Below are 21501 nucleotides of genomic sequence, written 5' to 3' on the forward strand. Positions count from 1 at the left end.
GCAGTTCATCGCGGCGTGTCGCGCGGTGGAGTCTCGGTGATCGGGAATGGTGCGGTGACATACGACGGTGAGATCTAGCGTTGATTTGTGACCCGTAAAGCGACTTTTCCGCACCTGCTCGCCCCCGGAACCATCGGGCCTGTCACGGTGCCCAATCGGGTTGTCCTGCCCGCGATGGATATGAATCTGTGCGAGGACGGAGAGATCGAGCAGGAGGATATCGAGCATTTCGTTGCTCGCGCGGCCGGTGGGACGGGGCTGATCATCACCGGGTGCTGCGCCGTGGCCTATCCGGTCGGGTGCGCGAGCACGAAAGAGCCTGGGCTGTCCGAGGATCGGTTCATTCCCGGACTCCGGGCGCTTGCCGATGCCGTACATTCGGCGGGGAGCAAGTTGTGCGTGCAGATGACGCATCACGGGAAGATCGCCCGGATCGATACCGTCGCCGGACGACCGCTGTTGGTGCCGTCGATACCGACCGGGTCGGCCGACCTTTCCGCGTTGGGGGACAACACTTCTGGTGAATTGCAGAAGATGGCGGCGGTGACCGGCGGTAAGCAGGCCACCTATCGCGAGGCCACTCAGGAAGATATCGATTGGGTGGTGCGGTGTTTCGCGGAGGCGGCCGGGCGGGTGCGGGCCGCCGGTGGCGATGCGGTCGAGATTCACTGCGCGCACGGCTACATACTCGGCGGATTCCTGAGCCGGGCGGACAACAAACGCACCGACGGATACGGTGGGGCGCTGGCGAATCGGGCACGATTGGCGGTCGAGGTTATCCGGGCGGTCAAGGTGGAAGTCGGTGACTCGCTGGCGATTCTGGTTCGCATCGCCGGACGGGAATTCGGCGAGGACGACGCGTTGACCACAGAGGAAGCCGCACAGGCGTCCGCACTGTTCGAGGCGGCCGGCGCCGACGCAATCCACGTCACCGGATGGGGACGAAATCCGTTCTCCAACTTCACCGATGGTCCGCTGCCCGATCGCGTCGGCGCGTACACGGAGTTGGCAGCCGAGGTGAAGAAGGCGGTGTCCGTTCCGGTGATCACCGTCGGCCGGGTACTCCCGGAAGTCGGCGAGAAGGCGATCGCCGAGGGGAGAGCCGATTTCGCCGCGATGGGACGACAACTGCTCGCCGATCCCGAGCTGGTGAACAAGCTCGCGGCCGGGACCCCGGAGGACGTCCGGCCCTGCATCAATTGCTATGTGTGCGTTCAGGAGAACTTCTGGGACGACACCCCGATCTGCGCGGTGAATCCCGCCTTGGGCAATGAGAAACTGCTGCCGCTGTCGCCCGCCTCGACTCGGAAACATGTCGTCATCGTCGGAGCGGGCCCCGGCGGCCTGGAGGCGGCCCGCCTCGCCGCCGAGCGCGGACATCGAATCACCTTGCTGGACAAGACAGATCGACTCGGCGGCACCCTCTGGTTCTCCAGTCTCACCACGCCGGATAATCAGCGTCTGCTGAACTGGCTGAAGGTCCAGGTCGAGCGATTGGACATCGATATCCGCTTGAACACCGAGGCCACCGCGGCCTCGATCGCAGCCCTGAAGCCGGACGTGGTGGTGGTGGCCACCGGCGCGGTGCGTGGACGCCCGGACGTTCCCGGCGGCGATCTGCCGCACGTCCATACCGGAGACACCCTGCGTGCCTTGATGACCGGGTCCGGCGACGTCTCACAGGTGCCGCCGCTGCTCCGTACGATCGCGAAACTCGGCAAACTGTCCGGCATCACCCGAAGTCCGGGCGCCATCCGCGCCGTGACCCGAAAGTTCCTGCCGATGGGCAAGAACGTCGTGGTGATCGGTGGTTCGCTTGTGGGACTGGAACTCTCGGAATTTCTCGCCGAACGTGGCCGCAACGTCACATTGCTCGAGGAGGGACAGCAACTCGGCGTCCCCATGGCGATGCCCCGCCGCTGGACAGCGGTCCGCCACGCGACCGAACACGGCGTAACGATCCACCGGCATGCAGTAGTGGAGCGAATCACCGAGCAGCATGTCGAGTTTCGCGTTGCCGACAAGACGATGACCGCCCCGGCGGACATGGTCGTCGTCGCCTCGAAGGTCTCCGCCCAGGCTCCACTCGCCGAAGCCCTCGAAGGCGCGGTGCCCGAGGTACACGTCATCGGAGACGCCGCCGAGGTCGACTACATCCAGGGAGCAATTCACTCCGCGTGGAAAGTCGCCGCCGAGCTGTGAACGACTCTCAGGCGACGGGCCGAAGGGACCGACGGGCCCATTCCTCGAAGCTCGTGACAGCGATGCCGAGATCCTTGGCGTACTCCGGACGGGCGGGCTGAGGGACCACGTTCAGCAGATCCAGACCAGCACCCATGGCAGGCATTCCGGCGGCCAGGGCTTGTTCCTCCGTCATGTTCGGTGCGGGCAGAGGCGTGTTCAGCACGCGGGAGAGAACTTCGGCGATTTCGGTCATCGTCGAAAGGTCACTGGCCAATTCGAGTTCGACGCCGTCGAACCGCTCGGGGGCGGTGAGGGCCGCAGCGGCCGCGCGGCCGATATCGTCCACCGCGACCAGCGATAGGCGAGTCTCAGGGTTGATGACGCTCACCAGTCCGCCTTCGATGCCACGCGGGAACAGGTAGGCCGCGGAGGGCAGGAAGTTCTCCATGAATGTCGCGGGCTTGAGCAGCGTCCAGTGCGGGAAGCCCGCCGCACGAACCCGGTCCTGGAGCGCTGCCTTCGTTGCCAGACTGGCCTCGGCCATCGGCCAGCGCCCCTTGATCCAGCGCGGGTCTTCGGTGCGCTGCCCCGCACCGGATACGGAGGTGTGCACGAACTGCGGCACCCCCGCGGCCCGCGCACCCTCGATAAGGTTGACCCCCTGGGCTATCTCACTGTCGAAATCTGGCCCTGCCGTGCTGAATTCGGGCATCTGCACGGAGAACACGGCCCGCGCCCCTTCGGCTGCTCGGATGATCGAATCGCGATCGCGCAGATCGCCGGTGACCAGTTCGGCGCCGAGCGCCGCGACGGCCTCGGCTCGCGCGGTGTGCGGATCGCGGACCAGAGCCCGGACTCGGACGCCCGCGTCGAGCAGGGCGCGCGCAGTCGCACCACCCTGCTGACCTGTGGCGCCGGAGACCAGAACCGGCGCGGAAACTGTAGACATGATGCCCCTCACGTGCGGATTCACTAAACGGCGAGGCCCGCCGTTTACCTTCCTCTAAGATATGGCGGGGCCCGCCGTTTAGCAACCCAGGAGGTGAGGTCGTGCCCGAACACCAGCGCGCCGACGCCCGTCGCAACTACGCACGCGTCCTCGCGGTAGCGGAAGAGGAGATCGCCGCCCACGGCGCCGGTGCGTCCCTGGAGCAGATCGCCCGCATCGCGGGAGTGGGTTCGGGGACCGTGCGCCGCCATTTCCCCACCCGCCGCGCACTACTGGAAGCGGTCTCCCACAAGCGAATCGAAGCGCTGTGCGCCCGCGCCGAGGAGCTGATCGATTCCGCGGACAGCCGCGGCGCGTTGCTGGACTGGCTGGGCGACGTCCTCACCTACTGCATCAGCGCACGAGGACTGGCGGCCGTATTGGCGCACGACAGCGCCACAACCGACCCGGTACACGACAACGCCTGCTCGTCAGCCCTGGAAGAGGCCGGAAAACCGTTGCTGCACCGCGCAATTCAGCAGGGCACCGTGGAAACCACCGCAACCGTCGAGGAATTGATCATGCTGATCGTCGGCATCGCCCTCACCGCGGAAGGCTGCGCCGATCCCGCCCCTCAGGCCGACCGGCTGCTCGAGCTGACCATAGCCGGCCTGCCCACAGGACGGCCGACGTAGCCCGGACCGCACGAACCGGTTGTGTGACCCACCCCGAGGAAGCGGCCGAGGCTTATGGCGCGATCACGTGTACGCGCGGAAAGTAGGTCCTGAAGCGCGCCGCATCCCGAGTGAGCAATCGATACCCGGCAACCACCGCATGCGCACCGATGTAGAAGTCGGGAAGTGGGCTGCGCTTCTCTCCACCCTTACGGCGGTAGGCGACGAACGCCTTGCCGGCCACGAATCCGGCCGCATACGGCAGATCCTCCCGTCCCAGTTCGCTCTCGGGAAGTGCCGCATCGAGATCCTCGATGGTGTCGAAACCGGCAGCGACCTCGGCGTAGACGATCGGGTTGATGATCACCGACCCGAGATCGCGAGCTCGGGCAAGCGCATCATCCGACCAGTCCGCCCAGGTGGGATCGTCGGTGAGAACATCGAGCAGTACACACGAATCCACCAGTGTGATCGGACGATCAGAAACCGCCCGAAGGACCGGCTCATTCGCCACGGAAAAGTTCCATCAGCTCATCGGTTGTCATCTTTGTCGTGGCGCGACCGCGCATATGCTTCACCAGGCGCTTACCGCGGCTCTCGGCCCCTTCTCGCCGCACGATCTGCAGAGCACCGCCCACTTCGACGATATCCACCTCATCCCCCTCTTCCAGCGCATATTTGTGCCGCAACTCCGCGGGAATCGTGACCTGCCCCTTGCTGTTGAGCCGCATCGGCCACCTCCCGTAATACGTAATACCAACGATACGTATTACGTACCTGAGCCGCAACAGCTGTTCAACTGGTCCGTACCGACAGAATCAGCACCGAAGCGATGCGCTGGTCGCCGGGACATGAGGACAGCGCGATTGTTCGCCGAGAGCTGCAACTCCGACAGGTAATCAGCAGACACCGACGTCCGCGAACGTGGCACTGACGATTCGGAGGCAGAGAAACGCGGGCCTGACGGACATGGACGCACTGTTCACGCCGACGGCCCGCACCCCGGGGCATGCGCGGCCCTCGGGGTACGGGGTACGGGGTACGGGGGTCAGCCTGCGGTGAGAACCAGACCCGATGTGGGGACGCCGGTTCCGGCGGTGACGACGATGTTCTGGACGTTGTCGACGGGGTTGACCGAGGTGCCGCGGATTTGGCGGACGGCTTCGGCTATGCCGTTCATGCCGTGGATGTAGGCCTCGCCCAGTTGGCCGCCGTGGGTGTTCAGCGGCAGGCGGCCGCCTACCTCGATGGCGCCGTCGGCGATGAAGTCCTTGGCTTCGCCCCGGCCGCAGAAGCCGAGTTCCTCGAGTTGCATGAGGACGAAAGGGGTGAAGTGGTCGTAGAGGATCGCCGCTTGCATATCCTCTGGGCGCAAACCACTCTGGGCCCACAGCTGGTCGCCGACCAGGCCCATTTCCGGCAGGCCGGTGAGCGCGTCACGGTAGTAGCTGGTCATGACGTACTGGTCCGCTCCGGAACCCTGTGCGGCACCGGCGATCACGGCCGACTTCTGCGGAAGGTCGCGCGCCCGTTCGGCACTCGTGACCACGATGGCCACGCCGCCGTCGGTCTCCTGGCAGCAGTCCAGCAGGTGCAGCGGCTCGGCGATCCAGCGCGAATTCTGGTGGTCCTCCAGGGTGATCGGCTTGCCGTAGAAGTGGGCCGCCGGGTTCACGGCCGCGTGCTTGCGATCGGCCACCGCCACCGTGCCGAAATCCGCACTGGTAGCGCCGTATACGTGCATGTAGCGCCGGGCGACCATGGCCACCTGCGCGGCGGGGGTGCCCAGGCCCTGCGGATATCCCCAGGCCGCATCCACGCCAGAGGAGGTCGGCGCAGCGGCCAGGTGAGTGGCGAACTGGCCGAACCGATGTCCGGAACGTTCGTTGAAAGCGCGGTATGCCACAACGACATCCGCGATTCCGGTGGCCACCGCCATGGCGGCCTGCTGCACGGTCGCCGCCGCCGCACCGCCGCCGAACGGGATGTTGCTGAAGAACTTCAGATTCGGCACGCCGACCGCACGGGCCACCGCGGCCTGGGTGTTGGTGTCCATCGTGAACGTGGTGAGACCGTCCACATCCGCGGGCGTCAGCCCGGCGTCCGCCAGCGCCGCGGTGACCGCCTCCGCGGCCAGACGCAATTCGCTGCGCCCCGAATCCTTCGAGAAGTCGGTGGCCCCGATGCCGACGATGGCGGCCTTGCCGCTGATACTCATGCGGTCTCCTGCAACTCGATCACGGCCTTGGCGGTGATGTGGTCGCCGAGGCTGTCCCGGCCCACCACATCGATGTGGACCTGCGCACCCTCGATCGCGGTCACGGTGCCGCTCAACGTCAGCGTGTCACCCGCGTAGAGCGGCACGCCCAGGCGCAGGGCCAGCGATTTCACGATTGCGCCGGGTCCGGCCCAATCGGTGACGAACCGCTGCACCAGACCGGTATCGGTGAGGATGTTGACGAAGATGTCCTTCGAACCCCGCTGCACCGCCTTGTCCCGATCGTGGTGCACGTCCTGAAAGTCCCTGGTGGCCAAGGCCGAACTGACCACGAACGTCGGATCGGCGTGAATCACCAACTCGGGCAGCGTATTTCCGACCTGCACTGCCGAGGGCTGCAAAGTTCCGCTCATCGGACCGCCTTCCAGTACGGCAGCGTGTTGTCGTCGTCGAGCTTCTCGAAGGCCACCTCGACCGGCGTGCCCACGCCGACCTCGCTCGGCTCGATGCCGCGCAGCTCGCCCAGCACGCGCACACCTTCTTCGAGTTCGACCAGGGCCACCACGAACGGCAACGTCCGTCCGGGCACCTGCGGCGCGTGGTGCACCACATAGCTGAACACCGTGCCGCGCCCCGAGGCCACGACGTAGTCCGGCGTCTTCTCCTTGTCCTGCCACAGCGCCGGAATCGGCGGATGACGCAGCGAGCCGTCCGGCAGACGCTGAATCCGGAGCTCGCCGAGTTTGGTGCCCTCCCAGAAGAATTCGGTATCCTGGGACACGATCGGCCGAACGCGTTTGCTCAGATCATCCTGCGGCGCAGCCGGTTTCCCGGTTCCGGGCACGAATTTCAGCATCCGGAAGGACATTTCGGTGACGGCCTCGTCCCCGACGTACCAGGTCAACAGGTAGGTGGCGAACCAGCCCTCCCCCAGTGCGGTGCGCTTGGGACCGACCAGATCCTTCAATCGGGTCCGCGCGTACGGGCGCTCACCCAGCTGCAGATACCGGTGATAGGTCTGCTCGCAGTTGGTGGCCACCACCGAGGTGTATCCGGCGGCGTCGAGCAGATCGTTGACCGCGTTCATCGGATCGTCCGAGGGCCGCGCCCCGTGCAGGCCGGGCATGGTCCACACCTGCGCCATCGCGGGCGGCGCGACGATGCCCGGATGCCCCGCGGCGCGCGCGACCTCCTCGTCGGCGTAGATCGGATTCGCGTCGCCGATGGCCTCGACCCAGTTGTTGATCATCGGCTGATTCACCGGATCGCGACCGTAGCGGGGGGCGCATTCGCCCTGCGCCATGATCCGATCTCCGGCGGCGACGATCTCGTCGGTTGTGCTGGTTTCCGGCACTCCAGGCTCCTATCTCGGTACGCGTGGCAGCTGCAGGCCGGCAGTCGCGATGAGTTCGCGCATGACTTCGTTGACGCCGCCGCCGAAGGTCACCACCAGGTTCTGCTTGGTGCGCCGGTCCAGCCAGCCCAGCAGCTCCGCGGTCGCGGGTTCGGCCGGATCGCCGTAGCGGCCGACGACCTCCTCGGCCAAACGTCCTGCCTCCTGCAGGGATTCGGTCGAGTAGACCTTGGTCGCGGAGGCGTCGGCGATGACCCCGTTGGGATCCTCGGCAGCGTGATCGGCCTTCGCCGCGACCTGCCAGTTCAGCAGTTCGTTGAGCCGCGTCATGGCGTGCAGGCGGCCCAGTGTGCGCTGCACCCCGGACTCGCCCAGCACATCCTGCGCCTTCGCCCAGTCGTGCACGCGATCGTAGAGCTGTTCGATCTTGCCCGACGGCCCCAGGCCCACCCGCTCGTGATTGAGCTGGGTGGTGATCAGCTTCCAGCCCCGGTTCTCCTCGCCCACAAGCATGTTCGCGGGCACGCGGACGTTGTCGAAATACGTCGCGTTGGTGTGGTGCGCGCCGTCGCAGGTGATGATCGGGGTCCAGGAGTAGCCCGGATCGGTGGTGTCCACGATCAGGATCGTGATGCCGCGATGCCGCGATTCGGTGGTGCCGGTGCGGCAGGCCAGCCAGATGTAGTCGGCCTCGTGCGCGCCGGTGGTGAACACCTTCTGCCCGTTGATGATCCAGTCGCCGTCGGAGTCGCGCACGGCGCTGGTGCGCAGCGCGGCGAGGTCGGTCCCGGCCTCCGGTTCGGAGTAGCCGATCGCGAAATGGATGTCGCCGGAGAGGATTCCGGGCAGGAACTTCTGCTTCTGCTCGTCGGTGCCGAACTGTTGCAGTGTCGGGCCGACGGTGAGCAACGTGACCAGCGGCAGCGGCACATCCGCGCGCACCGCCTCGTTGTAGAAGATCTGCTGTTCGACGGGCCCGAATCCCTGGCCGCCGAACTCCTTCGGCCAGCCCACGCCGAGCCAGCCGTCCCGGCCCATGCGCCGCACCACCGCACGGTAGGCGTCGCCGTGCCGGTTCACCAGCATCTCGGCCTCCTCCTCGGGAGTGACGAGATCGGCGAAGTACGAACGTAGTTCAGCGCGCAGCGTGCGCTGTTCGAGCGTCAGATCGATGAACATCTGGCCCCCAGACGGTCCAGCCGGAACGATTCGCCGCCGAGCCAGCGGGCGATGTCCTTGGCCTGTGAGTAGTAGCGATGCAGTGGATGGGTCACGTCGACGCCGATACCGCCGTGCAGGTGATGACAGGTCTGCATGGCCGCGGGCAGATCCGAGGCGACCGCGTAGGCCAGCACCTCCAGATCGTCGTCCACCCGGTTCTGATGTTCCGGGCTGTCGTTCGCCTCGGCCAACGCCCAGTTCGCCGACACCGCCGCGACGTGCAGCGTGCGCGAGACGACGTAGACGTCGGCGATCTCCTGTGCCACAGCCTGGAATTCGGCCAGCGGACGACCGAACTGCTGACGGGTCCGCACATGTTCGGCGGTCAGCGTCAGCACACCCTTGAGCAGCCCGTCGGCGACCGAGCCGATCGAGGCCAGCGCGAGCCGGTGCAGAACGCCGATCTCGACCGACAGCAGCTGTTCGGCCGGGATGACCACATCGTCGAATTGCACGGAGAATTCCGGGAATCCGGCCGAGGTCGGACTCTCGACGCGGCTGATTCCGGTCGCATCGCCGTCCACCACGGCCAGACCCGCATCGGTCGGCACCAGTATCCACTGCGCTTGATCCGCGTACGGCACAGCGGTTTTGCGACCGGAGATCCGGACCGAATCACCCTCGGTGACAGCGGTGGTCCGCGGTGCGGTGGTGAACGGCGCACCCGGTTCGTGCAACGCGGCGGTGAGCACCGCGCCCTTTGCGACAGCGGGAAAGATCTTCTCCGCCAGGGCATCGGGAAGATTGCCCACCAGCGGCAGCACACCCAGACCCAGCGTCGCCAGGGCGGGCACCTGCACCGCGTCGGTGGCCAGCTCGGTCAGCATCGCCGACACCTCGAGCAGGCCCATATCGTCGCCGCCGAAACGTTCGGGAAGGGCGACGGCCAGCAGACCACTGTCGACGAGGGTGGGCCAAAGCTCGATATCACGCTCGGTATTGCGTTCCAGCAAGCTTACGACAACCTCGGCGACAGCGTCCTGGCTCTCGTCTCTGTTGAAGTCCAATTCCATGCTCCAGATCGAGGTGTGGACCTACGCCTGCGGTTCGCGCGGGAGTCCGAGTATCCGTTCACCGGCCACCGTCAGAAGGATCTGTTCGGTACCGCCCGCAATCGACAAACAGCGCGTCAGCAGGAATTCTTTCACCACGTCGATGTCCTGCGCACCCGCCGTACCGGCGAGTTCGACGGCGAATTCGGCGACCGCCTGCCGGTGCCGCACACCGACCAGTTTGCGTACGCTGCTCTGAGGTCCCGGATCACCGCCGGCGAGCATGCGCTGCGCCGCACGAGTCTCCAGCAATAGTCCAGCAACAGCGTCGGAGACCAGCTCGCCGATCCGGTCGGCGATCAGCTCCGCACCCGGGCCCGAGGTCGGGGCCGCGGCGATGAGTTCCTCCAGGGCGTCACCGATTCCGCTGCCGCCCATGGCAACTCGCTCCGAGGACAGCGTCGATCGCGCGATCTTCCAGCCCGCGCCGAGCTGGCCGACGAGGCCGTCGTCGGGGACGAAGACGTCGTCCAGGAACACCTCGGAGAAGCGCGCCTCGCCGGTGATCTGCACCAGCGGCCGCACCTCGATTCCGGGGCTGCTCATCTCCACCAGGAAATAGCTGATCCCCCGATGCTTGGCTGCGCTCGCATCGGTGCGGGCCAGGCAGATCGCCCAGTTGGCGACATTGGCCAGCGAGGTCCACACCTTCTGCCCGCGCAGCTGCCAGCCGCCGTCCACGCGCGTCGCGGTGGTGCGCAACGCCGCCAGATCCGATCCGGCCTCGGGCTCGCTGAACAGCTGGCACCAGATCACCTCGCCGCGCAACGTCGGCCGCACGAAACGTTCGATCTGCTCCGGACTGCCGTGCTGCAACAGGGTGGGCACCGCCCAGTTGCCGATCGTGATGTCCGGCACCGTGATTCCGGCCTTGCGAACCTGTTCGTCGATCAGCGTGCGCAGGATCGGTCCCGCGCCCCGGCCGTACGGCGCGGGCCAGTGCGGTGCGAACAGGCCGGTGTCCACCAGGGCATCTCGCTGCTGCTCGACCGGAAGTGCCGCGATCCGAGCGAGATCCGCGGCGAGTTCGGTCGCCTGCGCGGCGTCCAGCCCGAGCGACTCCCACGCCTCGGCGTCGTTGCGAATGTCGTCACCGGCGCCGGCTTCGGCGCCTGCGAGCGAATCCAACGCGACGCCCAGATCCAGCCCGACCGTGCGGCGATCACCGCGGCGCACCAACTCGGTCACCCGGGCCCGCCACGGGCCCGAACCACCCAGCAGCTGCCGCAGCGCGATCGCGCGACGCAGGTAGAAGTGCGCGTCGTGCTCCCAGGTGAAGCCGATGCCGCCGAGCACCTGGATGCAGTCCTTCGCGGTCTGGACCGCAGCGTCCAGCGAGATCGTCATCGCGATCGCGGCCGCGATCGGGAGTTCGGGATTGCGTCCCTGATCGACCGACGCGGCGGCCGCGGCGTCGGCGGCGACCGCGCGGATCAACTCCGCCCGGCACAGCATCCAGGCGCAAATATGTTTCACCGCTTGGAATTCGCCGATCTTGCGGCCGAATTGTTCACGGACCTTGGCATATTCGGTGGCGGTCTCCAGGCACCAACCCGCGATCCCGGCAGCCTCGGCCGCGACCAGCGCCGCGGCGAGATCCCGTACGGCATAACCGGGTTCGAAGACGTGCTCGGCGGGCACCCGCACCCCGGCGCATTCCACGCCGGCCAGCGGAGTGCTGTGGTCGAGCGGTTCGAGTGGGTCGATGCGGAGTCCGGCCGCGTCCGGCGTGATCAGGCACCACGCCTCCCGATCGCCGCGCAGCACCGGCAGCAGCACCGCGCCGCCGGGCGCCGCGCCCAGTACGGTCGGCCACGTCCCGGTGAGATCCAGGTCACCGGATCCGTTGTCCTGCACCCGAACCGGATCTTCCAGTGCGACGCCGCACGGCGTATCCTCGGCCAGAGCCGCGCCGGTGACCAGACCGGCCAGGGCGGTCGAGAGCACCGGTCCGCCCACCAGATCATGGGCCGCCTGCTCGATCAGCACGGCCAGATCGCTCACAGAACCGTCCGCGGCGCCTTCACCCTCGGCCACGGCAACGCGGAAGACGCCCAGCCCGACCAGGCTGGACCAATACTCACGCCAGGAATCGGCCGCTCGGTGTTCGTCGGTACCGGTCGAGGAGCTCGGGTGGTCACCCTCCGCTGCCGCCTTCGACCCCAGTCCAGCGCGCATTGTTGCAATCGGGCCGACCGTCGCCGCCCATGCGCTCATCGACTCCTGAACGGCTTTATGCTCGTCAGTGGTGGCGATGGTCACACTCCATACCGCCTTTCCGGCGTGACTCCCACACCTAGAACATGTTCTAATATCCTCATCGGGCGGATGTCAACCGCCGTCCCGCCAAACAGACGAGACGCACCTCGTCACCGGATGAGGCTTGTGCAGGAAAGGACTTTCATCGATGGCCAGTCCCTCCCGAGAGCAGGCAACAGACTCGGGGGCGCAGAACGGCGGCCGTTCACGCGCGACCCCGGTGTCCACGCTCAGTGAGGACGAACTGAGCTCGACCGCGCAGCGCGAACGCCGCAAACGCATCCTCGACGCCACCCTGGCCCTGGCCTCCAAGGGCGGGTACGACGCGGTGCAGATGCGTGCGGTGGCCGAACGCGCCGACGTCGCGGTGGGGACCCTGTACCGGTATTTCCCGTCCAAGGTGCACCTGCTGGTCTCGGCGCTGGCCCGCGAATTCGAGCAGTTCGACAACAAACGCAAGCCGCTGGCCGGGCAGAGCCCGCGCGAGCGCATGCACCTGATGCTGACCCAGGTCACCCGTGCCATGCAGCGCGACCCGCTGCTCACCGAGGCGATGACCCGCGCGTTCATGTTCGCGGACGCATCGGCCGCCGCCGAGGTGGATCGGGTCGGCAAGGTGATGGACCGCTTCTTCGCCCGCGCCCTCGACGAGGATGAACCGTCCGAGCGCGATCTGGCGATCGCCCGGGTGATCAGCGATGTGTGGTTGTCGAATCTGGTCGCCTGGCTGACCCGTCGCGCCTCGGCGACCGACGTCGCCGAACGCCTCGAATTGACCGTCGACCTGCTGCTCGGCTCGCAGGCCTGACCCGGAACCGGATCGCGACACTCACACCGAATCGAGGTGACTCGCCGATGCGAGCAGACTCGCCGGGTTTGGGACGTTTGTCGTGGCTTCCCTGTGGCTAATAAGGTGACGCACCGCAGGAGACCTCACAGACGGGGTCGCGCACGGCCGATACGTCGGCGACGTGCGCGAAACACGTGAGCAACCCCCACCCAGTAAGGTTTCTCGCGCCCCCGGTATTTCTCCTCCGATCACAAGGTTGGATGCGTGAGCGCACAGGATCTGCCAATCGAACTTCGCCGTGCGTTGTCGGCGGTGGCCCGCATGCCGCGGCTACTGGTCGCTTCGGACTACGACGGGACACTCGCGCCCATCGTCAGCGACCCGGCGAAAGCCTATCCCCACAGGGAGTCGGTGAGCGCTCTGCGCGCGCTCGCCGGCCTGACCGCCACCACGGCGGCCGTCATCTCCGGCCGGGCCCTGCGAGATCTCGCGGCGCTGTCCCGGCTCCCGGTCGAGGTGCAGCTGATCGGAAGCCACGGTTCGGAATTCGACGTGGGTTTCGTCCATGCCATCGATAACGACGCCCGCAAGCTGCTGCAGGAGGTGCAGAACTCGCTGACCCGCATCGCCCAGGACAACCCGGGCGTCTCGGTCGAGGTCAAACCGGCCAGCGTGGCGCTGCACGTGCGCAATGCCGCCCCGGAGGTCGGCCGCCGCGCACTACAGCAGGCGAGCCAGGGGCCGGCCAGCTGGGTGGGCGTGCAGGTGACCGAGGGCAAATCGGTCATCGAACTGGCCGTCATCCAGACCGACAAGGGCGCCGCGCTGGACATCATCCGGCACCAGGAGGGCGCGTCGGCGGCGGTGTTCTTCGGCGACGACGTCACCGACGAGAAGGCGTTCGCGCGTCTGGCCGGGCCGGACGTCGGCATCAAGGTCGGCGACGGCGCGAGCGGAGCCGGATATCGGGTCGCCAGTACCGAGGAGGTGTCCAAGGCCCTGGCGTTCCTGCTCGAGGAGCGCCGCACCTGGCTGGCCGGTGCTTCGGCCCCCCGAATCGAACGGCTGACCATGTTGGCCGGCCCCCGCGCGAAATCCCTGGTCACCCCCGACGGCACCATCACCTGGCTGTGCCATCCGGAGCCGGATTCCGCGGCGGTGTTCGCGCATCTGCTCGGCGGACCCGAGGCCGGGCATTTCACCATCGTGCCCGAGCGGCCCGGACTGCCGTTGTCGCAGCGCTACATCGACGGCACCATGACCGTCGAAACCCGTTGGGCCAGTTTGCAGGTCGTGGACTACCTGCCGCACGACGTGGCGTCCGAGCGGACCGATCTGACCCGTGTCATCACCGGTGACGCCAAGGCCGTGGTCACCTTCGCGCCCCGTCCGGAGTTCGGGCAGGTGCCGGTCACGCTGGTGCAGGAACCGTCCGGACTGCGCGTGCACGGCACGAACGATCCGATCGTGCTGCGTTCGCCGGGCGTGCAGTGGACGATCCTCGAGGAGGGCATCCACCACGTCGCCACCGCGGTCGTTGATCCCTCGCGCGGGCCGATCGTCCTGGAAATGCGTTGCGGCACCTCGGATCTCGCACCCGCGATGGCCAGCGAGCCGGACCGGCGCAGCGAGGCCGAGCGGTACTGGAAGGAGTGGGCGGCGACGCTGGAGCTGCCGCCGCTGAAGCCGGATCTGATGAAGCGTTCGGCGCTGACCCTGCGCGGCCTGGTGCACGCGCCGTCCGGATCGATCATGGCCGCGGCCACCACCTCCCTGCCGGAGGACATCGGCGGCGTGCGCAACTGGGATTACCGCTACTGCTGGCTGCGCGATGCCTCGCTGACCGCGCACGCACTGGTGGCGCTGGGCTCACTGACCGAGGCCGAGGACTTCCTGGCCTGGACGCACCGGGTGCTCGAGACGCTCGCCGGCCCCGAACGCCTGCACCCGCTGTACACGCTCTACGGCGAGACCCTGGGCCCCGAGGCGGTGCTTGATCAGCTGCCCGGTTACGCCGGATCCCGGCCGGTCCGGGTGGGTAACGCGGCCAATATGCAGGTGCAGCTGGACGTGTTCGGACCGATCGTGGACCTCATCGCCGCCCTGGCCGACGCCCGCGGACACAAGGGCATTCTCGACCCGGCCCAGGCCCTGCCCGACCGGGACTGGGAGCTGGTCACGGCGATGGTGTCCGCGGTGCGGCGGCGCTGGAGCGAACCCGATCACGGCATCTGGGAGATCCGCGGCAATCCGCGGCACCACGTGTACTCGAAGGTGATGGGCTGGCTGACCGTGGACCGCGCGGTGCGGCTGGCGACCAAGTTCGGCCGTCGGGCCGATTCGAGCTGGGCGGAACTGCGCGACACCATCGCCGACGAGGTCAAGGCCAAGGGCTGGAACGACGAGGTGCAGTCCTACACGGCCGCCTACGACGGTTCGGACCTGGACGCGGCGACCCTGCACATCGGGTTGAGCGGGCTGATCGAGCCGTCCGACCCGCGATTCGAGGCGACGGTCGTGGCGACCGAGGCGGAGCTGCGCAGCGGCTCGACGGTGTACCGGTACCACCACGACGACGGGCTGCCCGGCGGCGAGGGCGGATTCCATCTGTGCGCGGCCTGGCTGGTGGAGGCGTATCTGCTGATCGGCCGGCGAGCCGATGCGGAGGCGTTGTTCGCGCAGCTCGTCGACGTCGCGGGGCCCACGGGCCTGCTCAGCGAGGAGTACGACCCGGTCGCCGAGCGATCCCTGGGCAATCACCCGCAGGCGTACAGCCATCTGGGGTTGCTGCGGTGTGCTCAGTTGCTGAGTCAGCCGGTTCCGGCGCTGGCGCAGTGACGCGCTAGTTCGTCCGAGATCCCTCGAACGGCCTGTCCGAATCGGACGGGCCGTTCGTGCGTCGGGATGCCGAGTGCGCGGTGTCACAGGGACGAATCGGACAGACGATACCGCCGGTTCTGGACACGTGAGCTACATTCAAATGGAAATCGTTTCCGTTATCGGTAGTGCCAGGAGTACCCCGCGTGTCCAGAAGTCTCACTGCTCGAGTTGCTGTCATCGCATTCGGGGTTGCCACCGCCGCAGCACTGACCGCATGCGGAACTTCGAAGAACGGCTCCGGCAAACCGTCCATCGTCGCCTCGACCAACGTCTGGGGTAGCGTCGCCGCCGCCGTCGCGGGTCCGGATGCCGAGGTCACTTCGCTGATCTCCAGCCCCACCGACGATCCGCACTCGTACCAGACAACCCCGGTCGACGCCGCGAAGATTCAGGACGCCGACCTGGTCGTCTACAACGGTGGCGACTACGACGAATTCGCCGAGAAGGCCACCGAGGGGCGCGGCAAACCCACCATCGACGCGTTCGCGTTGCGTCCGGCCACATCGCCGAAGGACGACAACGAACACGTCTGGTACGACGTGCAGACCGTCGGCGCGGTCGCGACCAAGATCGCCGCCGAACTCGGCGCCATCGACAAGGCGCACGCCCAGGCGTACACCGATCGCGCGATCCAGTTCGACTCCAAGTTGAAGAACATCCGCGCGATCACCGACCAGATCGCCACCGACCACGCCAAGGCCCCGGTCCTGCAGACCGAGCCGATCGCGCACTACCTCCTGCAAGCCGCCGACGCCGACGACCGCACCCCACACCCCTTCGAGGAGGCCATCGAACAGGGTACCGATCCGGCGCCCGCCGATCTGGCGGCCGTGCGAGACCTGTTGAACGGCAAGCAGGTTCGCGCCCTGGTCTACAACATCCAAACCGAGGACAAGACCACGCAGAGCATCGCGGCCACCGCGAAGGCCGCCGGAATCCCCGTCGTCGACGTGACCGAAACCCTGCCGGAGGGCACCGACTATCTCGGCTGGCAGACCCGGAACGCCGAGGCCCTGGCCGCGGCCCTGAACTGATCGGCAACACCATGCCCACTCGCACCTCCCGCACCTCTGCTGAACCCGCTGCGCCGGAACCGGATTCGACCACACCGGATACGTCCGCAAACGGCGTCCCCGCGACCACCCCGGACTGCCCCATCTGCGGGTCGACCGATTCTCCGGACGCCGAGCCCCAGGCCAGCGCAGCGCGCGACGAGCTGCACGGGACCTCCTCGACCGCAACGGAATCCGATTCAGCCCAAAAGATCGACTCGACCGGGCAACCTGCTACGGGCAACGGCGCCGGAACCCCGGATGCCGAAGTCCTGGATTCCTCGAAGCGTAGTTCGACCGCGGCGACACCCCACGCTCTGAACAAAATCTTCTCAGCAGCAACGGAATCCGATGAGGTTCAGGGAAACGGCACGGCTGGTCCGGCAAACGAGCTGCGAAAACCGGCCGCTGCGACACCCAGCGATCGCGCCGAAAGTCCGGCTGTAGCTTCCGAAAAGGACGATCCCGAGGCTCTGCCGATTTCGGCAGCCGCGCGGGATCGCGGGCCCGTCGTGCGACTGCGAGGGGCGCGGTTGTCCTACGGGGAGCGGACACTGTGGGACGGGCTGGATCTGGCGGTGGAGGCGGGGGAATTCATCGCGATTCTCGGGCCGAACGGTTCGGGGAAGACCTCGCTGTTGCGAATGTTGCTGGGACAGGTCGCGCCGAGCGCGGGGGCGGTGGAGATCGCGGGAGTCCCTGCGCGGGTGGGTAATCCACATATCGGCTATGTGCCGCAGCAGAAGACGATCGATGCGGGCGTCCGGTTGCGCGGGGTGGACCTGGTGGGACTCGGCGTGGACGGGCACCGGTGGGGGCTGGGATGGCGCGGGCGCAAGGAGCGGCGGCGCAGGATCGCCGAGGCGGTGGCGCAGGTGGGCGCGCAGCATTATGCGCACGCGCCGCTGGAATCGATGTCCGGCGGTGAGCAGCAGCGGCTGCGGGTGGCGCAGGCACTGGTCGGCGATCCGCGAGTGTTGCTGTGCGACGAGCCGCTGCTGAGTCTGGACATGGCCAATCAGCGACTGGTGGCCGAACTGATCGACGCGCGGCGGCGCAGCCACGACACCTCGGTGCTGTTCGTGACACATGAGATCAATCCCGTTCTGCCGCTGGTGGATCGGGTGTTGTATCTGGTCGACGGAAAGTTCCGGATCGGCACGCCGGACGAGGTGATGACCTCCGAGGTGCTCTCTGAGCTGTACCGCACCGAAGTCGATGTGTTGCGAGTACGTGGACGGCTGGTCGTCGTCGGAACCGGAGACACCATGGACGCACTCGGCGGGGAGCACCGATGAACGAGAAGCTCACCGACATCTTCACCAAACTGCTCGACTTCCACACCACCGCCGATCTGCTGTCCTACGACTTCGTGCAGCAGGCGGTGCTGGCCGCGGCGCTGCTGGGCCTGCTGGCCGGGGCGATCGGCCCGCTCATCGTGAGCCGTCAGATGTCCTTCGCGGTGCACGGCACCAGCGAACTGTCCCTGACCGGTGCGGCCGCGGCGCTGCTGGCCGGAATCGGGGTGGGCGCGGGCGCGATCATCGGCTCCGTGGTCGCGGCCGTGATGTTCGGCCTGCTCGGATCACGTGCGCGCGAACGAGATTCGGTGATCGCGGTGGTGCTCTCGTTCGGGCTCGGGCTCTCGGTGCTGTTCCTGTGGCTGGGGCCCAGCCGTGCCGGATCGAAGTTCTCGCTGCTCACCGGTCAGGTGGTCAGCGTCGGCAACAACGGGCTCACCCTGCTGTCGGTCTGCACCGCCGGTGTTCTGGTGGTACTCGCATTCATCTATCGCCCACTGCTTTTCGCCAGCACCGACCCGGAAGTGGCGGTCGCCCGCGGCGTCCCGGTACGGGCGCTGTCGGTGGTCTTCGCGGTACTGCTGGGCGTCACCGCCGCATTCGGCGTCCAGATCGTCGGCGCGCTGCTGGTCCTGTCCCTGCTGATCACCCCCGCCGCTGCCGCCGCCCAACTGACCGCGAGTCCGCTGCGCGCCGCGATCCTGTCCATCGTCTTCGCCGAACTCGCCGCAGTCGGCGGCATCATCGCGTCGCTGGCTCCGGGAGTCCCGGTGTCGACATTCGTCACCACCATCTCCTTCGCCATCTACCTGATCTGCCGGGCCGTCGCGCCGCGTCTCAACTCCGGTCGACGCAGACGAATTCAGGCCCCCACCGCGACGCCCGCACCGCGTGAGGCGAGCGTCACTTCGAGCTGAGTCGACCCCGTCCGGACACTCGCCGCATGCGGCCGGTTGCCCTGCGGCGCAGCCATTATCCGAGACGCGCCGATCAGCTCCCGGCTTCTCCCGCCAGTGCGAACAGGCCATCCGGGGTCTGTTCCACGAGACCGTCGGTGAGCAGGGAGTCCAGGGCGCGGGCGCGCTGGCCGGGATCGCGGGTCCAGGCCAGGTCGAGGGCGACGCGTTCGACGGGGCCGGAGGCTCCGCGCAGGACGTCCAGCAGTCGACCGCGGGCCTGACGGTCGGTGCCGTCGTATTTCTGGGTGCGCCGCACCACATCCGAGGCGGGACGTCCGGCCGCGAGCCAGGCACAGCGCGGCAGCGGGCACAGGTCGCAGTCGGGGGTGCGGGCGGTGCACACCACCGCGCCCAGTTCCATCAACGCCGCGGAGAACACTGCGGCACGGTCGATTCGGACCGGAAGCAGCTCCTCGGTCTCGACCAGATCGCGGGCCGCGGGGTTGCCCGCCTCGGCCCGGCCGTGCACCGCACGTGCGACGACCCGGCGAACGTTGGTGTCCACCACCGGAACTCGCTGCCCGTAGGCGAAACATGCCACGGCCCGCGCGGTGTACGCGCCGATCCCCGGCAGGCCGAGCAGCACGTCGACATCGCCGGGCACCTCGTCACCGTGTTCGGCGGCCAGCACCCGCGAACATTCGTGCAACCGCAGCGCGCGCCGCGGATATCCCAGTTTCCCCCAGGCGCGCAACACCTCCCCAGGCGAGGCCGCCGCCATCGCCGACGGCACCGGCCAGCGCGCCACCCACTCCCGCCATATCGGCTCCACCCGAACCACCGGCGTCTGCTGCAACATGATCTCGCTCATCAGGATCTGCCACGCCGAAACCCCCGGCCGCCGCCACGGCAGGTCCCGCGCCGTCTCCCCGTACCAGTCGATCAGCACATCGGAGTCGATACTCATCCACGCACCCCCAATGTCCACCCACGGCGCCCGGCCTCGACACTTCCCGGATCCACCGCCCACACGAGCGAATTCAGCTGCCGAACCATCACACAGCCATGATTCACCCCCGGTCCGCGCCACCCGCACCCGGTCCGTTCGGTTGCGGCCATCGCGGCGGGATGCCGCTGCCACCCGCCGAGATCACCGGGGAACGCCGATGCCCTCACAATCGGGCCGGACGGTATCTACGCAGACATTTGCCGGTATGTAACCATGCGGACTGGCCGGTAACCGCGAGCGCGTGGAAAATGGGACGCATGCCTCAAACCAACCCGATCACCGCCTGGAAGACCCTCCGCGAGGGCAACGACAGGTTCGTCAGCGGTAACCTGCAGCACCCCGGTCAGGGCAGCGCGGACCGGGCCAAACTCGTGCACGGTCAGCAGCCGGCGGCGATCCTGTTCGGGTGCGGCGACTCCCGCGTGGCCGCCGAGATCATCTTCGACCAGGGCCTCGGCGATATGTTCGTGGTCCGCACCGCAGGGCACGTGCTGGACGACTCGGTGCTCGGATCCATCGAATACGGCGTGGAGATCCTGAACGTGCCGCTGATCGTGGTGCTCGGGCACGACAGTTGCGGCGCGGTCGCCGCCACCATCAACGCGCTCGACGGCGGCGACGTCCCCGGCGGATTCATCCGCAGCCTGGTCGAACGAGTCACCCCCTCCATCCTGCTCGGCCGCCGCGAGGGCCTGACCGGCGTGGACGAGCTCGAGGCCCGGCACGTCGTGGAAACGAGCCGACTGCTCATGCAGCGCTCGATGATCATCTCCCAGCGCGTCGCCACCGGTCAGTGCGCGATCGCCTCGGTGACCTACAAACTCGCCGACGGCCGGGCCCACCTGCACCGTTCGGTGGGCAACATCGGCGAAACGGTCTGAACCGACCGTAGATCCGGCGAAACGTACCCGGTTCCACAGCTGTTCCACACCGACACGCCGCGCAGCTGAGCGGCGGGTCAGGTGATCGTGCCCTTACCGTGGTGTCGTGCTGGAACCGACTGGACCACTGCCGCCGGAGATCTACTGGCGTCGTCGCGTGTTCGCCATCGGCGCGATCGTGATCGCGCTGGCGCTGGTCATCTGGCTGGCGATCATGCTGTTGCACGGCGGCGGCTCGTCGGGCTCGACGGCCGCCGCGACGTCCACCTCCGCGAACGCCGCAGGGCCCGCGGCCGGTTCGGCGACGACCACTCCCGCGGCGACGTCCACCCCCGATGCGGCGGCCTCGGCCAGCGCGACGCCGTCGGGCACGGTGAACGCCACCGCGGCCAGCGCACCGGCCGCCTGCCCGGATCAATCACTGGCGGTGAAGGTGACCGTCGGGCAGCCGAGTTACAAAGCGGGTGACAAGCCGGTGTTCGGGATCGTCATCACCAATATCTCGACCATGGCCTGCTCCCGCGATATGGGTTCGGGTCTGCAGCAGGTCTCGGTGCAATCCCTCGACGGCCAGCGCCGTCTGTGGACCAGTACCGACTGCGATCAGGGCGGCCAGCCCGACGTGCGCACCCTCAACGGCGGTCAGCAGGCGGCCTTCACCCTCACCTGGTCCGGCACCACCTCCCAGGCCAACTGCGCGGGCGACCGCGTCCCCGTCCCGGCGGGCTCCTACGCGGTCAGCGCCCAGTTCGGTTCCGTTCGCAGCTCCCCCGAGACGTTCAACATCTCCTGATGCGAT

At 67.5% G+C, this 21501-nt stretch carries 19 protein-coding genes; 9 read left to right on the forward strand and 10 right to left on the reverse strand.

The genetic code is table 11. From position 1 onward, the window contains the following. Window positions 1–87: 87 nt before the first annotated feature. Window positions 88–2202, forward strand: a complete 2115-nt coding sequence (locus K7711_RS04450; protein ID WP_308014458.1) for an oxidoreductase — start codon at window positions 88–90, stop codon at window positions 2200–2202. A 7-nt stretch (window positions 2203–2209) separates the two neighbouring features. On the opposite strand, the gene K7711_RS04455 is transcribed toward K7711_RS04450, so the two are convergent. Further along, window positions 2210–3133, reverse strand: a complete 924-nt coding sequence (locus K7711_RS04455; protein WP_222965073.1) for an NmrA/HSCARG family protein — start codon at window positions 3131–3133, stop codon at window positions 2210–2212. Between the two features lie 101 nt (window positions 3134–3234). Between K7711_RS04455 and K7711_RS04460 the strand changes: the two genes are divergently transcribed. Beyond that, a complete protein-coding gene (locus K7711_RS04460) occupies window positions 3235–3807 on the forward strand; it encodes a TetR/AcrR family transcriptional regulator (protein WP_222965074.1) in 573 nt (190 codons plus the stop codon). Between the two features lie 52 nt (window positions 3808–3859). Here K7711_RS04460 and K7711_RS04465 read toward each other — a convergent pair whose 3' ends face one another. From K7711_RS04465 to K7711_RS04500, 8 genes are all read right to left on the reverse strand, one after another. Continuing rightward, window positions 3860–4249, reverse strand: a complete 390-nt coding sequence (locus K7711_RS04465; protein ID WP_222965076.1) for a type II toxin-antitoxin system VapC family toxin — start codon at window positions 4247–4249, stop codon at window positions 3860–3862. Between the two features lie 40 nt (window positions 4250–4289). After that, window positions 4290–4517: an AbrB/MazE/SpoVT family DNA-binding domain-containing protein gene (locus K7711_RS04470; RefSeq protein ID WP_222965078.1), complete on the reverse strand. Its 228-nt coding sequence runs from the start codon at window positions 4515–4517 to the stop codon at window positions 4290–4292. Between the two features lie 317 nt (window positions 4518–4834). Next, window positions 4835–6004 (reverse strand): lipid-transfer protein, encoded by a 1170-nt coding sequence (locus K7711_RS04475; RefSeq protein ID WP_222965080.1) that lies wholly within the window; start codon window positions 6002–6004, stop codon window positions 4835–4837. Beyond that, window positions 6001–6417, reverse strand: coding sequence for a MaoC family dehydratase (locus tag K7711_RS04480; RefSeq protein WP_222965082.1), 417 nt, complete (start codon window positions 6415–6417; stop codon window positions 6001–6003). The genes K7711_RS04475 and K7711_RS04480 overlap by 4 nt, the downstream gene beginning before the upstream one ends. Continuing rightward, window positions 6414–7307 (reverse strand): bifunctional MaoC family dehydratase N-terminal/OB-fold nucleic acid binding domain-containing protein, encoded by an 894-nt coding sequence (locus tag K7711_RS04485; protein WP_222966673.1) that lies wholly within the window; start codon window positions 7305–7307, stop codon window positions 6414–6416. The genes K7711_RS04480 and K7711_RS04485 overlap by 4 nt, the downstream gene beginning before the upstream one ends. A gap of 60 nt (window positions 7308–7367) precedes the next feature. Then, complete coding sequence (locus K7711_RS04490) at window positions 7368–8537, reverse strand: acyl-CoA dehydrogenase family protein (RefSeq protein WP_222965084.1); 1170 nt, start codon at window positions 8535–8537, stop codon at window positions 7368–7370. Further along, a complete protein-coding gene (locus K7711_RS04495) occupies window positions 8522–9586 on the reverse strand; it encodes an acyl-CoA dehydrogenase family protein (protein ID WP_222965086.1) in 1065 nt (354 codons plus the stop codon). The genes K7711_RS04490 and K7711_RS04495 overlap by 16 nt, the downstream gene beginning before the upstream one ends. A 27-nt stretch (window positions 9587–9613) precedes the next feature. Continuing rightward, complete coding sequence (locus tag K7711_RS04500) at window positions 9614–11848, reverse strand: acyl-CoA dehydrogenase family protein (RefSeq protein WP_235746554.1); 2235 nt, start codon at window positions 11846–11848, stop codon at window positions 9614–9616. Between the two features lie 190 nt (window positions 11849–12038). On the opposite strand from K7711_RS04500, the gene kstR reads away from it, so the two are divergent. The 5 genes from kstR (at window position 12039) to K7711_RS04525 (ending at window position 18830) form a co-directional block, all read left to right on the forward strand. Further along, a complete protein-coding gene (gene kstR / locus K7711_RS04505) occupies window positions 12039–12698 on the forward strand; it encodes a cholesterol catabolism transcriptional regulator KstR (RefSeq protein WP_222965090.1) in 660 nt (219 codons plus the stop codon). Window positions 12699–12944: 246 nt separating this feature from the next. Further along, the gene (otsB, locus tag K7711_RS04510; protein ID WP_222965092.1) at window positions 12945–15518 is read left to right on the forward strand and encodes a trehalose-phosphatase; all 2574 of its coding nucleotides are present in this window, start codon (window positions 12945–12947) and stop codon (window positions 15516–15518) included. Window positions 15519–15703: 185 nt separating this feature from the next. Further along, complete coding sequence (locus K7711_RS04515) at window positions 15704–16594, forward strand: metal ABC transporter solute-binding protein, Zn/Mn family (RefSeq protein ID WP_222965094.1); 891 nt, start codon at window positions 15704–15706, stop codon at window positions 16592–16594. Between the two features lie 491 nt (window positions 16595–17085). Continuing rightward, window positions 17086–17910: a metal ABC transporter ATP-binding protein gene (locus tag K7711_RS04520; RefSeq protein WP_235746800.1), complete on the forward strand. Its 825-nt coding sequence runs from the start codon at window positions 17086–17088 to the stop codon at window positions 17908–17910. Beyond that, window positions 17907–18830, forward strand: a complete 924-nt coding sequence (locus tag K7711_RS04525; protein WP_222965096.1) for a metal ABC transporter permease — start codon at window positions 17907–17909, stop codon at window positions 18828–18830. The genes K7711_RS04520 and K7711_RS04525 overlap by 4 nt, the downstream gene beginning before the upstream one ends. 73 nt (window positions 18831–18903) lie before the next feature. Here the strand turns inward: K7711_RS04525 and K7711_RS04530 are convergent, their stop codons facing one another. Further along, window positions 18904–19779 (reverse strand): HhH-GPD family protein, encoded by an 876-nt coding sequence (locus tag K7711_RS04530; protein WP_040828488.1) that lies wholly within the window; start codon window positions 19777–19779, stop codon window positions 18904–18906. 299 nt (window positions 19780–20078) lie between these two features. On the opposite strand from K7711_RS04530, the gene K7711_RS04535 reads away from it, so the two are divergent. Beyond that, window positions 20079–20702 (forward strand): carbonic anhydrase, encoded by a 624-nt coding sequence (locus K7711_RS04535; RefSeq protein WP_040828313.1) that lies wholly within the window; start codon window positions 20079–20081, stop codon window positions 20700–20702. A gap of 106 nt (window positions 20703–20808) precedes the next feature. Beyond that, window positions 20809–21495, forward strand: coding sequence for a hypothetical protein (locus tag K7711_RS04540; protein ID WP_222965098.1), 687 nt, complete (start codon window positions 20809–20811; stop codon window positions 21493–21495). The last annotated feature ends 6 nt before the right edge of the window (window positions 21496–21501 follow it).

Origin of the sequence: Nocardia coffeae (assembly GCF_019890715.1) — a bacterium.
GTDB lineage: Bacteria > Actinomycetota > Actinomycetes > Mycobacteriales > Mycobacteriaceae > Nocardia > Nocardia jiangxiensis.

Bases quoted from the DNA above. Each gene is read 5' to 3' on its own strand.
- K7711_RS04490 (WP_222965084.1), bottom strand. From the start codon at position 8,537: ATGTTCATCGATCTGACGCTCGAACAGCGCACGCTGCGCGCTGAACTA.
- K7711_RS04455 (WP_222965073.1), bottom strand. From the start codon at position 3,133: ATGTCTACAGTTTCCGCGCCGGTTCTGGTCTCCGGCGCCACAGGTCAG.
- K7711_RS04475 (WP_222965080.1), bottom strand. From the start codon at position 6,004: ATGAGTATCAGCGGCAAGGCCGCCATCGTCGGCATCGGGGCCACCGAC.
- kstR (WP_222965090.1), top strand. From the start codon at position 12,039: ATGGCCAGTCCCTCCCGAGAGCAGGCAACAGACTCGGGGGCGCAGAAC.
- K7711_RS04480 (WP_222965082.1), bottom strand. From the start codon at position 6,417: ATGAGCGGAACTTTGCAGCCCTCGGCAGTGCAGGTCGGAAATACGCTG.
- K7711_RS04470 (WP_222965078.1), bottom strand. From the start codon at position 4,517: ATGCGGCTCAACAGCAAGGGGCAGGTCACGATTCCCGCGGAGTTGCGG.
- K7711_RS04485 (WP_222966673.1), bottom strand. From the start codon at position 7,307: ATGGCGCAGGGCGAATGCGCCCCCCGCTACGGTCGCGATCCGGTGAAT.
- K7711_RS04525 (WP_222965096.1), top strand. From the start codon at position 17,907: ATGAACGAGAAGCTCACCGACATCTTCACCAAACTGCTCGACTTCCAC.
- K7711_RS04535 (WP_040828313.1), top strand. From the start codon at position 20,079: ATGCCTCAAACCAACCCGATCACCGCCTGGAAGACCCTCCGCGAGGGC.
- K7711_RS04530 (WP_040828488.1), bottom strand. From the start codon at position 19,779: ATGAGTATCGACTCCGATGTGCTGATCGACTGGTACGGGGAGACGGCG.
- K7711_RS04500 (WP_235746554.1), bottom strand. From the start codon at position 11,848: ATGAGCGCATGGGCGGCGACGGTCGGCCCGATTGCAACAATGCGCGCT.